At 42.4% G+C, this 16,518-nt stretch carries 11 protein-coding genes and 1 pseudogene; 5 read left to right on the top strand and 7 right to left on the bottom strand.

What is annotated here, in order from left to right; genetic code table 11:
• Positions 1–214: 214 nt before the first annotated feature.
• The 7 genes and pseudogenes from HW278_RS07390 to HW278_RS07365 all read right to left on the bottom strand — a co-directional run bounded on the left by HW278_RS07390 (position 215) and on the right by HW278_RS07365 (position 10,831).
• Positions 215–1,597 (bottom strand): glucoamylase family protein, encoded by a 1,383-nt coding sequence (locus tag HW278_RS07390; protein ID WP_178977432.1) that lies wholly within the window; start codon positions 1,595–1,597, stop codon positions 215–217.
• A gap of 150 nt (positions 1,598–1,747) precedes the next feature.
• Positions 1,748–1,892: pseudogene (locus tag HW278_RS12830) on the bottom strand (phosphinothricin acetyltransferase).
• Positions 1,893–2,348: 456 nt separating this feature from the next.
• Positions 2,349–3,212, bottom strand: a complete 864-nt coding sequence (locus tag HW278_RS07385; protein WP_255493556.1) for an alpha/beta hydrolase-fold protein — start codon at positions 3,210–3,212, stop codon at positions 2,349–2,351.
• Positions 3,205–4,029, bottom strand: coding sequence for a LamG domain-containing protein (locus tag HW278_RS07380; RefSeq protein ID WP_178977431.1), 825 nt, complete (start codon positions 4,027–4,029; stop codon positions 3,205–3,207). Before HW278_RS07380 ends, HW278_RS07385 begins: the two co-directional genes overlap by 8 nt.
• An 87-nt stretch (positions 4,030–4,116) precedes the next feature.
• Positions 4,117–5,655, bottom strand: a complete 1,539-nt coding sequence (locus HW278_RS07375; protein ID WP_178977430.1) for a RagB/SusD family nutrient uptake outer membrane protein — start codon at positions 5,653–5,655, stop codon at positions 4,117–4,119.
• Positions 5,656–5,678: 23 nt separating this feature from the next.
• On the bottom strand, positions 5,679–8,693 hold the full coding sequence (locus HW278_RS07370) for a SusC/RagA family TonB-linked outer membrane protein (protein ID WP_178977429.1): 3,015 nt from the start codon (positions 8,691–8,693) through the stop codon (positions 5,679–5,681).
• Between the two features lie 740 nt (positions 8,694–9,433).
• Complete coding sequence (locus HW278_RS07365) at positions 9,434–10,831, bottom strand: alginate export family protein (RefSeq protein ID WP_178977428.1); 1,398 nt, start codon at positions 10,829–10,831, stop codon at positions 9,434–9,436.
• Between the two features lie 186 nt (positions 10,832–11,017).
• On the opposite strand from HW278_RS07365, the gene nrfH reads away from it, so the two are divergent.
• The 5 genes from nrfH to HW278_RS07340 all read left to right on the top strand — a co-directional run bounded on the left by nrfH (position 11,018) and on the right by HW278_RS07340 (position 16,502).
• Entirely contained in the window at positions 11,018–11,635 is a 618-nt protein-coding gene (nrfH, locus tag HW278_RS07360) for a cytochrome c nitrite reductase small subunit (protein ID WP_009409942.1), read from the top strand.
• Positions 11,636–11,661: 26 nt separating this feature from the next.
• Positions 11,662–13,128: an ammonia-forming cytochrome c nitrite reductase gene (gene nrfA, locus HW278_RS07355; RefSeq protein ID WP_178977427.1), complete on the top strand. Its 1,467-nt coding sequence runs from the start codon at positions 11,662–11,664 to the stop codon at positions 13,126–13,128.
• Between the two features lie 83 nt (positions 13,129–13,211).
• Entirely contained in the window at positions 13,212–14,426 is a 1,215-nt protein-coding gene (locus HW278_RS07350) for a cytochrome c biogenesis protein ResB (protein ID WP_178977991.1), read from the top strand.
• A 46-nt stretch (positions 14,427–14,472) separates the two neighbouring features.
• Positions 14,473–15,267, top strand: a complete 795-nt coding sequence (gene ccsA / locus HW278_RS07345) for a cytochrome c biogenesis protein CcsA (RefSeq protein WP_178977426.1) — start codon at positions 14,473–14,475, stop codon at positions 15,265–15,267.
• Between the two features lie 770 nt (positions 15,268–16,037).
• A complete protein-coding gene (locus HW278_RS07340) occupies positions 16,038–16,502 on the top strand; it encodes a glycosyltransferase (protein WP_410493730.1) in 465 nt (154 codons plus the stop codon).
• Positions 16,503–16,518 lie beyond the last annotated feature (16 nt).

Below are 16,518 nucleotides of genomic sequence, written 5' to 3'. Positions count from 1 at the left end.
TTTCTCCCTCATCATTCGTCTCTGATTTGGTATTATTGGCATTTTTAGTATTATCGTATTAAAATTGATGCTCTTTATTTTTAGTCATTAATCAAACAAAGGGCGATGAGTGAACATCGCCCTTTGTTAAAACCCAATTTTCAAAACACTGTTAGTAATAAACTTCTGGTTAGGTTAGATATAAGATAATGTTAGGCTTTATCTTTTATCTTTTTTACTGTACTTTAAAATTCAGTTTCTTTAATCCCTCCTGTACTTCGGGGCAACTCATAAATAGTTTCCAAATGAGACCCGTGCGGTGATTTTCTATCATCGGGGCAATAGTAAGCTGGTCGATAGCCAAATAACGCTTAGGATACCATACCGCTTGCTCGCTAAAAGCGTCATAAAAGCCGTATTTACCCCAAATAGTATCGCCCAAATCATAATAGAAATGCTTGAGCGCAGCCATTGATTCTTGAGGGGTATAAGGAAAGCTGGAAAGTGCGGCAGTAGGTGCTATCACCCCTAAATCTTTGCTAGGACTGTGGGCATCATACCCTTTCACTGAATAACTGGCGGTAAGTCCCCAGCAGTTCGTCCCATAACCTTTATAACCTTTCGGGTTTTCTAAGCAATATTTGTAGTTGATAAGGGTGTGATTGCGATTCAAATCCCAGTAATTGGCATAATCATCGCTGAGCCCTTTGGGGTTCAACCCTATGTACGAATAATGCGCCCAAAATAGCGGACCTCCATATTGTTCTGCGCCGTTGTGTTTGAGAATCAATGGCAAATTGTAAGTTACCTGAGTGCTTTTAATAGCTCCTCCACGTGCCCAACCGTTGTGATAAGCCGAAGCAGGAATGGTGTGGGTTGGCGAAGAAGCTGCCAAAATATAGGTAATCAGGCACTCGTTATAACCTTTCAGAGGAAAATTCATCTGCCAAGCATAATCAGGACTCCAATGCCAATAGAGCACATCCTGTCCGTTTAGGTACCAATCCCATTCCATTTCGCGCCATAGTTTATCAATGCGAGAAGCTAAGGTTTTTTCGGTATCGTTCCCGTCTTTGAAATACTGACGTACACAAAGCAATCCTTGCATCAAGAAAGCACTTTCCACAAGGTCACCCCCATTGTCTTTTTGTCCAAAAGGTTTGGTCTTACCCGTACGCCCGTCTATCCAATGCGACCATACACCGTGATAACGGTCGGCTTTCTCCAAGAAAGTTACGATTTTAGTAAATCTTTCTACGGCTTGTGCACGAGGGATAAAACCGCGCTCTACACCCACCAATAGCCCTGCAATCCCAAAGCCCGAACCTCCCGTAGTGACGATATGAGCATCATCGGAAGGCACGTCCATATGATTGCGCTCAGGGGCTAACCCCGAGTTAGGTTCTGCACCCTCCCACATATAGTTGAGGTGCGAACGCTGAATATAATCCAAGAAAGCATCGTCGGAAGCAAATTCCATCGGGCGGTTCTTTTCAACAGGTGGTTTAGGAGTAGGCGTATTACCGCCTTTCTTACTGTCCTTACTGCAACTGCACGACGCGCAGAATGCAATAAGAAGCACAAAAAGTGTTCTGTTTATCTGTTTGATATGCTTCATATTTTGTATATTTTTCTATTTTAACATCAATTCAATATAATATTAATACTGATTTACAGTTATATTTATATTGCAATCTGTGCAATCTAGCAACATCAGCTACTTATCTCCCCGCTAGTGCAAGCTCGTAGCTCGTGTTCCTATCCATCACTAATTTCCCCCTTTGAAAGTAGCCAGCAATAGCTGGGTATGTGCCCCACGAAAGCAAAGTATGTGTAAAGGCGGAGGTTTGTCTCCTTTTACAGCTTGTCCCCTTCGGGGGTTCGGGGCTTACCGAATAAATGACTCTCCACATTCTCCCTCATTGAGGGGGCTAGAGAGAGGTTTCTTTTGATTTCCCGTCACACTCCCCCCTATTCTATTGCCTATGGCCTAAGGCCTATCACCTATTCCTCTTTCTTTCGCCTCGAAACCCCTTTTTTGCCATTTTTTATATCGCTGTATTATACTATGAGTCAACTACTTATATACCCTTCCTATACCAATCGTCCAAGATTCGTATAAGCTTCCTATAAGCTCTCTATAAGCTAACCCCACCCTCCTTACAGCCTTTTTTCGCCAAAATCTCTCTTAACTCTCTTCCGAACTTTTCCGTTTCCTTCCGATAGCTCAAATATTTCACTTTTAAGGGTACACACTTTGTCAAAGTTTTGCCTGTGTGGCTCGCACCTAATTCTCTCATTTTCTCATTTGCTAATTTTTCCCCGCCTGCCGTGCTACGGCTGCCTGTGCGACTCGCACCTCATTTCCCTTACTTAAAACTCCACTCCAAAAAGTCTTTGGTGTTAAAAGCAGGGTGCCAAGCGTTGTGATTAGCTCCGTAGAACTCTATGTATTCTACTTTCTTGCCAGTGCTTTTCAACGCCTCATAGGCTTCGCGCGAGTAAGTCACCGGTATCACATCATCGATATCACCGTGATAAAAGCGGAATAGAGTTTTCCCTTTGAACTCACGCATACGCTCTATATTAGTCGCCCCACATATCGAGACAGCTTTGGCAAAGGTATCGGGGAAGCGATACACCATATCCAAAGTAGCAATCGCACCCATCGAAATGCCCATAATGTACACCCGCTTAGGGTCGATAGGATATGTAGCCAAAGTCTCGTCTAAAAGTTCCTTCACCAACCGCAAATGACTGGTAATAGGAGCGTCCTTTGGTAAAGGATTACCGCTTTTGTAACCTTTTTCAGGACGCTTTTCAAGCGACCAGTATGCACCCTCAGGGCACTGCGGAAAGAGCACAAAGCAAGGGTACTTATCTCGGTTCGCAGGATTGCTAAACACTGTACCCCCATTGCGCAACTGGCTCTCATTATCGTTCCCTCTTTCGCCTGCTCCGTGTAAGAAGAGCACTAAAGGGTATTTCTTGCCTTCTTTTAGTTGCTCGGGCTGCAAGAAACGGTAAGGCATTGTATCTTGTTGCGCCGTGATGTAGCGCTTTTTAGCAAAGGCTTCATTTTGAGCAGAAAGAGAGAACGAAAGAAAGAAAAGTAACAAGCATAGTTCTAAAAGTTTTGTATTCAGTCCTCGAACCTCCAAAGAGGGACAAGCCTTAAAGGAGATTGAAGAAAAAGGGTTATTTTTTATGTAAATATCATTCTTTTTATTCATTATACAAGGCTTTTATCTGTTCATCGGTAAGGGCTTGATTGTAGAAACCAAAGTTGTCTAACTTGCCAGGGAAGGATTGTGCCCAAGCTTGTGCTTTAGTAGACGATTGAGGAGGGTCGGTTTGGAAAGCATAAGTACCTAACACCAAATCGCCCGTATCGTTGTAAACAATTCGTCCCCAACCTGTAAGGACACGCGTAAAGACAATTTCTCCATTTTTGAAAATGTGTAACATTTCCGTTTTGTGGTTGTAACGGAAGGTCATAAACACCCAATCACCAATAGTACCAGGGATTTTGGTCTCTACCCAATTTTCTTTAGTACCATTGAAGAGGTGCATTTTAAAACGTCCTTCGCCAGCAGTACTGTTGCCATCTAAGAAAATATCGAGGTTACCCCAGAACTTTTTAGTATTAGGAATTGAAAAGATACCTGTTCCTTTATTCACTTGAGGGGAATTCATCCAGAAAGCTACCGTAAAACTACCGAGGTTAGCTATCGTATCTTTCAGAGATATATCGCCTGCAAAACGCGCTGTGCGAGGGGAGATAAAAACATAAGTACCTTCACCCCCTTGGTAGGCTTTGCCTTTTTTGCCGTCTGTATAGGTGACATTGCCCTTAGGGAGCGTAGGAATCTTGTAAGTACTCACATTTTTTGCATTGCCCTCAAAGGTAAACAAGAGCTTTTGAGGGTTGTACTGAGGTATTACCTCCTCAGGATAATCGAAAGGCGGGTCTTGGTCTAAATCTTGATAACAGTTAGTAAAAGCTGTAAGACCTGCCATAAAGCTGATATAAAATATATATTTTTTCATTTTTAGATAAGAGATAAGAGGTAAAAGGTAAAAGATGACGTGATGTACCTAACAGCTGACACCTAATACCTAACACCTGTTAGCTAATTAATAATTAGGGTTTTGGATAAGTACTCCGTTGGAACGGTCGATTTGCGCTTGAGGTAAAGGCAAAAGGCGGTGTTTGGTTTGGTAAGCGGTTTTGCCCGCGTTGTGCAGGGTTTCCACATCAATATTCCAACGCACTAAATCGTAGAAACGATCGAATTCCATAGCGAGCTCTATACGGCGTTCGTGACGAATAGCGTCGCGCAAATCGCTTTGAACGGTGGTTGTAACGGCAGGTAAAACACTGTTATTGCCTGCTCGTGCTCTTGCACGCACTTGCTCTAAATAGACGAGTGCTTGGGCACTGTTGCCGAGTTCGTTAGCGGCTTCGGCAGCCATTAGAAGTACATCGGAATATCGAATGAGACGAATATTGAACCAATAACCAAAACGACTGTATGACCTACGCAAAGCAGGGTCGGTATAGGCTTTTTTGTTGTAATATTTATTTACTACGCCTGCTTGTGCAATTGGTTTTTCGTCGTAAGGAGTATTGGGTTGCATAGTAGCAGCTTCGGCTTCACTTTTGGCAAAATAGAGCAAGGTTTCATCTTTGCGAGGGTCGCCTGCTTCAAAAGCATCGGCTAAAAGCTGGGTAGGGCAATTCCATCCCCAACCTAAATCCCATTGTCCAGAGCCACGCACCCCTTGTACTTGAGCAAACTGACTACCTACTTGGCTGGATTGAGGATAGGTGGCATTGGCAGTGCACTGTACTTCTAAGATAGATTCGGGAGCGTTTTCGCCACTTTCGCGGAACAACTTATTGTAGGGTGTAGTAAGGTTGTAAATTCCTGAATTTATCACATCGGTAGAGGCGTTGTACATTGCTTGCCAATTAGAGCGCATCATATAGGTTTTGGCGTGCAACGAACGGGCAGCCCCCCAAGTAAGTCTACCGATGTAGATAGCACTCCACGAGCGAGGGAGTACGCTTTCGGCAGCAGTAAGGTCGGCATCGATGAGTTCATAGATTTTATCAACGCTTACCTTAGGTTTATTGGCATCTTCATCTTTATAGATGCGGAAATTGATAAGAGGTACTTCGCCAAAGGCGCGCACTAAGTTAAAATAGGCAAAGGCGCGGAAAAAGTGTGCTTCACCGCGGTTTATCTTATCGGAATCGGTGAGAGTACTTTGGTCAGCCTTATTGATTTTGTCGAGCACGGTATTGGAGAGGTGAATAACTTCGTAGTTAGCGGAATAGTATCCGTTAATTAAACCATTAGTCGCTACATAATTGAAATTATCGAACATATTGGCGTGATCAACTCCATCGCTGGCAGTAGAGCCTTTTTCGGCATCTTCACTGCGGAAACTGTGGATTGCCAAAGCAGGAACACCCGCTACCAGATCAGAGCCTCTCAGTTTTCCGTAGAGGGTGAATATATCGGCTTCAAAAGAGCCTGATACATTCCCTTGGTCGCCATCGACCCATTCGCCTTGTGGCTCTTGGTCGAATTTATTGCAATGGGTAAAGAGGGCGAGGCTCGCTACCATCCATCCTATTGCTATGATATGATATATATTCTTTTTCATAATTGTTAATTATCAATTGTTAATTAAAATGTAAGGTTCACCCCGTAGGTAACAATCATTGGCATAGGGTAGGTGCCAGTATCGATACCGAAAGATAAGGCACTACCTCCTATTTCGGGAACATAGCCTGTGTTTTTATGCCAAGTTTTGAGATTTTGTACGTTGGCATAGAAGCGCAATTTCTGTACTTTGAAGCGTTGTACTACTTCTTGTGGCAAGCTATAGCCCAATTGCACGTTGCGGAGGCGGAAAAAGCTACCGTCTTCAATGTAATAAGAGGAGTTTTCACGGTTGATAGCGCGACCGTTATCTATAATAGGCTCCCAATTGGAAGTGCCTTTGCCGTGCCAACGGTTTAAACGGTGGGCTTGGTAGTTGAGAATTGCATAGCCTACTTCGCCCCAACCGCGGTAGATTTCGTTGCCATAAGCTCCCATAAATTCGGCAGTGAGGTCGAAGCCTTTGTAGCCGAGATTTACACTAAATCCATAAGTGAAATCGGGGGTAGGGTTACCTATCATCGTGCGGTCTTTGCTATCGATTACACCATCGCCGTTCACATCTTCAAATTTGAGATCACCAGGTTTTACGGTAGCGATATTGTTGGTAGGTGAGGTGTCGATATCTTCAAAAGTTTGATACACGCCCTTCACTTTATAGCCGTAGAAGTGCCCAATAGGGTAGCCTTCCAACGTGCGCGCTACGTTTTGATAGCCTTCGTAAAGTGCATCTTTTTCTCCTCTACCAAGTGAAAGCACTTTGTTATCAATTGTGGTGATATTGGCATTTACACCATAGCTAAAACCACTTTCTTTGCGTTGGTCTTGCCAAGAGGCTGAAATCTCCCACCCTTTATTTTCAATTTCGCCGAGGTTTTCCAAAGAGTTTTTTGCTCCTGCTAAGCCACTGAGTAGCACGATAAGGTCTTTGGTTTTCTTGTGATAGTAAACAGGTTCTACACTGAGGCGATTGCCCAAGAAGCGGAATTCAGCACCAGCTTCCCACGCATAGGTCTTTTCCCAACCTAAGTTTTGCACTAAATAAGCAGGTGCATAGCCCGTAACGATACGGTCGCCGAATACAGCACTGCCCGAATTGGTGAGCAGAGGGTAAGTAGGATAGTTACGTCCGCCAGTGTTTTGGTTACCTAAAACGCCCCAAGATCCTTTAAGTTTGAGGTAATCTACCACTTTTTGGTTTTTCATAAAGGCTTCTTCGCTGAGCACCCAGCCAGCCCCGAAGGAATAGAAGTTATCCCACGTATTGCCTAAGCGGTGAAATACGGAGGCACCATCGCGGCGGAAAGAAGCATTGAGGAGATAACGGTTGTCGTAATTGTACAAACCACGTACTAAATACGACATTGTAAAACGCCGATACTGACCAGAACCATTGCTCATATTGCTACCCCCAATTGATGACAACCACCACTTATCGGTATTTTCGGGAATGCCAAACACTATATCTTTGATATTTTGATAGCGAGAGCCTGATAGCGAACTGTGTTCGGTGTAATTGGTGGTAAGCCCTCCCATAAAGGTAAGGTTGTGTTTTGCCACTTGTTTTTTGTAGGTAAGGATATAATCCTGCTGGGTAGCAATGGTGGTAGATTTACTCTGATTAATCGTTTCGCGTTCGTTGAGGTTTTCTTTCTTTTGGGTATCGGGGTTATAAACCCAGATGATAGGGGAATATTCGCGGTTTTCGCCTATGCGGTAATCCATAGAAAGGGTAGCCTTAAAGGTGAAGTTTTTAAGGAAATCGAGTTCACCATATACATTGCCCGCCAAACGGTGATTCAAACCTTTGTTGTGATTGGCACGTGTTTCGACATCGATAAGCGGATTCCACACTTGGGCACGCTGGAAGTTAGGCATTATATTTAGCAAACCCGATTGAGTGTCGTAAGGGGCTACAATAGGAGCCGCTTTTAGAGCACTTGCTACCCCTTTGGCATCGATAGGGAGGGTGCGAGAACCATTGGCTTGGAAGCCAAAGCGCAGATAATCGGTTACGTTGTAATCGCTGCTGAGGTTGAGGGTGAGTTTAGAGAGCTTTTCGTGCTTGATAGAGCCCTCTTCATCGGTATAGCCAGCGCCCATATAGAAGCGTCCTTTTTCACCAGAAGTGGCGACACTCACATTATGGTTGTACACCCAGGCACGCTGGAAGATTTGGTCTTGCCAATCGGTATTGGCTTGATAGTGCGTATAATCAAACGGTGTAGCACCTTTATTAGCCATATCCTCGTTGTAGAGAGTTTTAAAGCCTTCGGCATCAGTCATTGCAATACGGTCGTTGATAACTTTTAATCCTACGGAAGAATTGATGTTTACGACTGTTTGTCCTTTTTTGGCTTTTTTGGTGGTAATGATAATCACCCCATTGGCACCACGAACCCCGAAGATTGCGAGAGACGAAGGGTCTTTGAGGATTTCCATAGACTCGATATCCTGCGGGTTGAGGTAGTTGATATTATCGGTAAAGAGCCCATCGACTACGTACAGAGGTGTATAGCCATTGATAGAGTTTGTACCGCGAATACGGATTTCGGGGTCTTGCCCTGCACGCCCTGTATTGACGATTTGTACGCCAGCTACCTTCCCTTGTATAGAGGCTAAGGGGTTGGCAGATGGACGGTCAGCAAATTCATCGGTTTTGAGGCTAGCGATAGAGCCCGTGAGGTCTCGTTTCTGAGCGGCTCCATACCCAATCACTACTACTTCTTTGAGCTCTTGGGTATTTTCTCTTAAAGTAACATTAATGCGGGAGCGTCCTGCTACTTTTACATTTTGGGTCTGCATACCTACGAAGCTGACTTCTAAGACGGCATTGGAGGGCACATTGGGAAGTGTATAGTGCCCTTCGAAGTCGGTAGAAGTACCCTGGGTAGTACCCTTTACAATTACGTTTGCTCCTGGAATGGGGTTTTTAGTCCCTTCTTCATAAACGGTACCTTGTACGGTAATTTGCTGAGCGTGCAGGGTAACGGTTAGAGAAAACATCAGGAAGAAAAACAATATTTTCTTTATTTCCATATGTTGTTGATTTTTTTCACCGCAAAATTGCTAAAAGTTTCTTTTGTCTCCAAAAAAAGAGCTACGTCAAAACTACTACAATGAAAAATTAACGAAATGACGTACTACGTCAAAAGTACTACAAGAAAATGCAATATTTTGATTGTTAGATATTTCTGAGAGCAAAAAAGAATAAAAAATTGAGGGAATTAGAAAATGAGAGAATGAGTAAATATTGTTAGTTCATTTAACTTTGGCAAAGTTTAAAACTTTGCCAAAGTTTGAGATGAAAAAGCGATATGTTGGGACTATTAGGAGGATTCGGAAGGAAACGGAAATTTTCAGAAGGAGACTAAGGGGTCTTTTGATGAAAAAAGGCTGTAAGGAGGGTGTGGTTAGCTTATAGAGAGCTTATAGGAAGCTTATACGAATCTTGGACGATTGGTATAGGAAGGGTGTATAAAGAGTTGATTCATAATATGATACAACAAGGTTAAAAATAGAAAAAACAGGGTTTCGAGGCGAAAGAAAGAGGAAGAGGCACTAGGTCTTAGGCCATAGGCACTAGGGGGAATATGACGGAAAAGAGAACGAATGACGAGGAACGAATGACGAATGACGGAGGTAATAGGGGGAATGTAGCGACGGAAAGGAGAAGGTAAAGCGAAGATAGGAGAGAGATGTAGTGAACAATTTAGCAAAAAAGAAGAGGTAAGAATGCTATGGCAATTCTTACCTCTTTTTATTATAGTTCAATACAATTAAAATATCGCAGAGAACAATTTAGGATTGATGTTTAGGCTACACCAGAACCAGTCTTGGTAACCGCGTTGGTTAGCAGTACCTTTGAGGGCTTTAGTGCCATCGTTAGCAAAATAAGTAGAGTAACCTACTTGCAATCCTATAAAAGGTTGTACTTTTAAGCTGTACACTAAGTCGATTTCACTACCGAGACTACTGTGCTTCTTATCAGTTTCGAACTTAGCTGCGGGTGCAAAGAAGTGATAAGTAGCGCTGAGGTTGCTCTTTTCGCCAGTACGCACATTGGCAGTGAGATAAGGATTGAGCAAACCTACAGAAGAAGTGAAACCTACATAGTAATAATCCATAAAGCCGTAGAACTTGTGGTTGGTACCGCTGAATGGATTGAATTTCTTGTCTTTACCCGAAGTGTCATCAGAAGCGTTGCCACTGAGGTAATCTACTCCAGCAGTTAAGCCAAAGATAGGAGAAAACTTGTAGCCAGCATTTACTGCAAACATATAAGCACTCTTTTCAGTGCCTCCTGCATTTTTACCCGTTTGCAAATAAGCCGAAGCACCATAGCTCAACTGGTTACTTTTGCCAGTGTAGTGCGCACCGAAAGTTTGCATATTTTGGTCAGCACTATCATCAGTACGGTAACCTAAGTTAGCAAACAAGAGCGACAATTGGTGCGCTTCACTGATGCTATAGTGCGCGTGAAGAGCTTGCAAGTGTTGATAATCCTGACCCAATCCTGGAGTAAAATTCTGTCCGCTCGGAGTATTTACATTTAGAGTAGGGGTCGTGGTACTTCCCGATTGGTTATAAGCAAAGAAACCGCGAAGTGTCCACTTTTCGGAAGGTGTCCAATTGAGGTTCACTGCATCGTGGCTACGTCCGGCAGGGTGCCAATCGAGAGAGCCGAAAATACGGTCGTCGTCCAGTGCAATCACTTGTCTACCTACTTTTGCGCTAAGGGTGTTAATGAGAGGGAATTCGGCGTAAGCCTCGAAAACCGACATACCGCCTGTTTTATCGACGGCTTGTACTTGTTGCGCTTGCCCCCAAACGTTCACGTTTTGGAGAGAAACGTACAAATGTAGGCGGTCGCTATGCTTATAGTCGAAGTTTAAGCGCACGCGGTTGTTGGTGAGGATAGCAGGCGATTCACCTTCTACTAAAGGGCGATATGCCCCATTGCGGTACTCGAAACGCGGACGAATTTGTGCTGATAGCGTGAACTCGTTATCGGCAGGTGGCGGAGGAGGTGGTGTCATCATCTCTTCCATAGGAGGTTGTGGAGGAGGAACACCTTCATTAGGAGCAGGAGGATTTTCTACCTGCGCAGTTGCTAAAGAGGGGTACAAAACGAAAGCGGTACCCAAAGCAAAAAATGATAATAAATGTTTTTTCATTGGTATAGTGTTTTTAAAATATTTTACGTTTAAAATAGGTTAAAATGCTGAAAATAAGTCATAAATACAAGTTTTCTTATTTAGAATTACAATAAAATAAGGATATATCTTTATTTTCTTTTGCAAATGTAAGGAAACTATTTTACATTTGCAACGAAAAGCAACGAAAAAAATATTTTTTATATAATGGCGACAACAGATAACAACACCCCATCTACTAAAAAAGGACGATGGTTTCGTTTCTTAATTCCCTCGTTAGTAGGGATACTGATAGGGCTTTGCGGGTATATTTTCTATATATCCAAAGCATATACCTATCTGTCTGACGACCCCAAGGCGTGTGTGAACTGCCATATTATGGAGCCTGAGTACGCTACGTGGATGCACTCTTCGCACGGTCGCAATACTGTGTGTAACGATTGTCACGTGCCTCACGACAACGTTTTTCGCAAATACTATTTCAAAGCGAACGACGGACTTCGCCACGCTACAATGTTCACCTTCCGTATGGAACCACAAGTGATTAAGATGCACACTCCAGGGCAAACAGTGGTACAAGAAAATTGTATTCGTTGCCATAGTACTTTGGTAAGTGAAGTGCAAGCGGGCAAGGTGACTGCTAAAATGGCACACGCTGATAACGGTAAATTGTGCTGGGACTGCCACCGCGAAGTACCTCACAGCCGTGTGAGAGGGCTTAATGCTGCTCCTCATTCACCTGTGCCTATTGTAGACAATATGCCGAGCAACACTCCCGATTGGCTTGACAAAATGGTGAAAAACAGAGAAAAATCAAATAATTAAAAAAACGAAATATAATTTATACAGCGATGAAAAAGAAACATTGGTTAATTGCAGGTTTATTAGCAGTGGTTACCTTTTTATTAGGTCTATTGGCTAATTCGATAATGAACAGATCTACAGAAGCTCAGTTAATAGCTAGAGGTGGTAATAACCTTAAAGAAGGTGAATGCCGCAACGAGCTTTACGAACCGTTCTATCCTCGTGAATACGCTTCGTGGGCAACTACTGCCGACACTACTTTCCGCTCTAAGTATATGAGTAGTAATGATGATGATTTGCTCGCTTTGCGCCCCGAAATGGTAATCCTTTGGGCTGGTTATGCTTTCTCTAAGGAATATAACGCTCCACGCGGACATATGCACGCTATTGAAGACGTTACTAAAACCCTCCGTACAGGCGCTCCTACCGATTCTACCCACTCCCCTCAACCAGGTACTTGCTGGACTTGTAAAAGCCCTGATGTGCCTCGCTTAATTAAAGAAGTAGGTGCTGAAACTTATTACAGCGCTCCTTGGGATCAATGGGGTAGCCAAATCGTAAATCCTATCGGTTGCGCTACTTGTCACGATACTAAAACTATGAAATTGCAAGTAAGCCAATTGGCTTTACAAGAAGCCTTCAAACGTCAAGGTCGCGATATCAATAAAGCTACTCACCAAGAGATGCGTTCTCTTGTGTGTGCGCAATGCCACGTAGAGTACTACTTCAAAGGTGATAAAAAATATCTTACTTTCCCTTGGGATAAAGGTATGACTGTTGAAAAGATGGAAGAGTACTACGATGCAGAAGGTTGGACTGACTATGTACATTCACTTAGCCGTACTCCTATCCTTAAAGCACAACACCCCGACTATGAACTTTCTCAACTCGGTATTCACGGACAACGCGGCGTTTCTTGTGCCGATTGCCATATGCCTTACAAAACTGATGGTGCTGTGAAATTCACCGATCACCAAATCAGTAGCCCTTTGCGTAACGTATCAGCAAGTTGCCAAACTTGTCACCGCCAAAGTGAAGAAGAATTGGTGAAAAACGTATACGATCGCCAAGATGCTGTATATGGTATGCGTATGAAACTCGAAAAACAATTAGCAAAAGTACACTTTAAAGCTAAATTCTTGTGGGATAACGGTGCTACTGAAGAACAAATGAAACCTACTTTGGCACTTATCCGCAAATCACAATGGCGTTGGGATATGGTACACTCTTCACACGGTGCCGCTTTCCACGCTCCTATCGAATCTGAACGCCTCCTTAGCGATGGTCTTATCTATGCTTATCAAGCTGAAAATAATTTAGATGTGCTTAAAGAAAAACTAAACATCAAAACCGCTTTCGTGATGCCTGATATCAGCACTAAAGCTAAGGCTCAGAAAGAAATAGGCTTAGATATCCCTAAAGAAGAAGCTGCTAAGAAAAGATTCTTAGAAACTATCGTTCCTAAATGGATTAAAGAAGCTAAAGAAAAAGGACGCTTAGTAACCCAAAAGTAATTAACGAATTACGAATGACAAATGAACGAGTAGGGGCGAATTACATTCGCCCCTATTTCTTACCTCTTATCTCTTACCTAACTATGAAACAATATCCCTTCGCTATTCTCGTAGCGTGCATTTCCCTTATCATAGGGCTGATACTACAACTTACCTTAGGAAGTATCAGCAAAAGCTGGTTTAGCTTTCCTTACAATGTAATAGGAGGCTTTGCCTTTGTGGTACTCACTACAGCTGTATATTTTATTTTTAGAAAAACAAATTTTATCGTGCGCTTTTCATCAGCGCCTTTTGCTATTGTTACGGTCGTAACCCTTGGGGTACTCACCATTGGTTTGGGGAGCATCAACGTAAATCCTCAAGAGGTAGCTCATAGCTTTGTGGGCAAATTGGGCTTAGACGACCTTACCAAAACTTGGTACTTCGGCATTATCTTCGTATTGGCACTGATGAACCTCTGGTTTTCTATCCTAAAACGCTCGATGGTCTACCAACGCAAAAACATACCTTTCCTTCTTAACCACTTTGGCTTATGGCTTACAATGTTCGCTGGCGTATTAGGTCAGGGAGATATTATACGTCTGAAAATGAACCTCTATAAGGATAAACTCGAATGGCGCGCTACTACCGAAGATAATCAAATGGTAGAACTCCCCATTGCAATGGAACTCAAAAAGTTCAGTATTGATATTTATCCTAACAAACTATTTGTAATTGATAGTACAGGTTCAGCACTACCTCACGAAAAACCTCAAGGCTTTATGTTAGAAAAGGAAGGTGACTATGCAACCCTGTTGAACTGGAAAATTACTCTTCACCAATATCTCGAAAAAGCTATTCCCGATACCGATAGTACTTACATCAATCACACGATGTGGGGTGCGACCAATGCGGCTAAGGTAACCGTAGAAGACCTTCGTACTCACAAAAAGAAAACCGATTGGATTTCTGCAGGTAACTTCCAATTTTCACCTCGTGCCATTCATTTGGACGATGAACATACCTTGGTAATGGCTCCTGCCGAAGCACGTAAATTCCAATCTGAGGTATTAGTATACCAAAAAGGGAAACAAGAAGTTTTAGAAGAAAAAATAGAGGTGAATCACCCTATCAGTGTAGATGGTTGGCGTATCTACCAATTGAGTTACGATGAACGTATGGGACGTTGGTCAGAACTTAGTGTCGTCGAACTCATCTCCGACCCTTGGTTACCTGTCGTTTATGTAGGAATTTTCTTACTACTTGCTGGCGGTATTGCTCTACTCTTTGAAGTAAAAACTAAAACAGCTAACAAGTAACGGCTAACGCTGTTGTTAATTATTAATTGTCAATTGTTAATTAAAAATGTGGCATTATTTTAATCTTATAACATATATCACAGTAGCTTTGTGGCTACTTTCAGGTACGCTTATCTACAGCAAGAGCAAAGCGCTTAGAGGAGTGAGTATTGCAGCTCACTTGATAGCTACCTTAACCATAGGAGGTTTTATTGTTGCCTTATGGCAAAACTTAGACCGCCCGCCCTTGCGCACACTTGCCGAAACGCGTATTTGGTATGCATTCTTTATGGGGCTCATAGGCTGTGCTATCTATTGGCTCTATCGCCAAAAGTGGATGCTCAGCTATTCGGCTGTAATGGGGATTGTGTTTGTAGTACTTACCTACACCCACCCCGATACAATGAACAAAGCCCTAATGCCTGCCTTGCAGAGCGTGTGGTTCATTCCACACGTAATCGTGTATATTTTTGCTTATGCGATGTTGGGTATGGCTTCTCTCACTGCTTTTTATGGTATTTATCGCTATAAAAAAGGACAAGAAGTACAATCAATTTTCATTGTTATCGATCAACTTGTAAAAATAGGTTATGTATTCCTCACCTTTGGATTGCTTTTTGGAGCCCTTTGGGCAAAAGAAGCTTGGGGACACTATTGGACGTGGGACCCTAAAGAAACTTGGGCGTTTATCACTTGGCTCGGCTATTTGGTATATCTCCACCACAAGTACAATCACAAAGAAAAGAAACCCTTTCAGAGTTTTATTATCGTAGGGCTCGCATTCATACTGTTGCTCATCTGCTGGTTTGGCGTTAACTACTTGCCAACGGCACAAATGAGTGTACATACCTATTCAGGATAAATAATAAAAAAAGCTGTTAAGCCCTCGCTTAGCAGCTTTTTTACTTATTGTGCTACGATTTTTGCCGAAAGTTATAACTGCCCGTGTAGCCTATTTCCCCCTAGTGCCTATGCCCTAAGGCCTATCACCTCTTCCTCTTTCTTTCGCCTCGAAACCCTACTTTTAACATTTTTAGCGCTGTTGTATCACAGTATGAATCAACTACTTATACACCCTTTCTATACCAATCGTCCAAGATTCGTATAAGCTTCCTATAAGCTCTCTATAAGCTAACCCCACCCTCCTAACACCCTTTTTTCACCAAATTTTCTCTCAGCTCTCTTCCGATTTCTTCTGTTTCCTTCCGATATACTCAGACTCTCTCTGAGAAGTTGTTTATCAATACTCAAAAAATAAAAATACGTCCTTTTTGTTAGATTTTAAATAAACGGTGCCCCAAGTGCTAAAAAAAGGTAATGTTCAGCTGGTTGATGGCAGGATTAAGTAGTATAGGTACTCCTTTTTCGGTATTTTTACTAATAGTTGCAGGGCTTTTCTACGGAATCATAGCCTATGCTTTGAAAAACCTAATTAATAAATACCAAACGAATGCTTTTTTTTGTTTTTTTCTCCTTCGTGTCATTGTTTTTTGCAGAGAGTTTAGCCATTAATATTATCAGACAAGGACTTTCTTTAGCTTTTTTAATATTTGCTTATAGCTTATGGGAAAGAAAACAATACACAGCTTATCAGAATGAAAACAAAACTATTTAGAACAGCCACCTTGCCCTATAAAACTGCTATTGGTAGGCAGACAAGAAGCACATTTAGACCCCCCGCAAACTAAAACATTAAGCGCCGTAGATACAGACCCTGATATTATATCCGTAGGAGAGCAAAAAGACGTACACCCTTATTTAGCAATAGCCAACTGTTTTGTATTCCCAAGTTATCGCGAAGGCTTCCCCAATGTAGTATTAGAGGCAGGTGCTATGGAATTGCCTTGTATTGTAACCGATATCAACGGTAGTAACGAAATTATTATAGAAAACAAAAACGGACTTATCGTTCCTCCTAAAAATACAGAAGCTTTTCAAAAAGCAATGAAATTATTATTAGATGATAAGCCGTTGTATCATAAGTTAAAGAGTAATAGCAGACCTTTGATAGAACAACGATATCATAGGGAAATGGTATGGCAAGCCTTGATAGAAACGTATAATAAGTTATTAAGTGTTGCTTCTTCTAAAAAATAGTTGTACATTTGTAGCC

It is taken from the genome of Capnocytophaga sp. oral taxon 902 (genome assembly GCF_013394735.1).
Lineage (GTDB): Bacteria > Bacteroidota > Bacteroidia > Flavobacteriales > Flavobacteriaceae > Capnocytophaga > Capnocytophaga ochracea.
The sequence above is the reverse complement of the archived record's forward strand: the minus strand, read 5'-3'. Positions and strand labels throughout refer to the sequence as shown.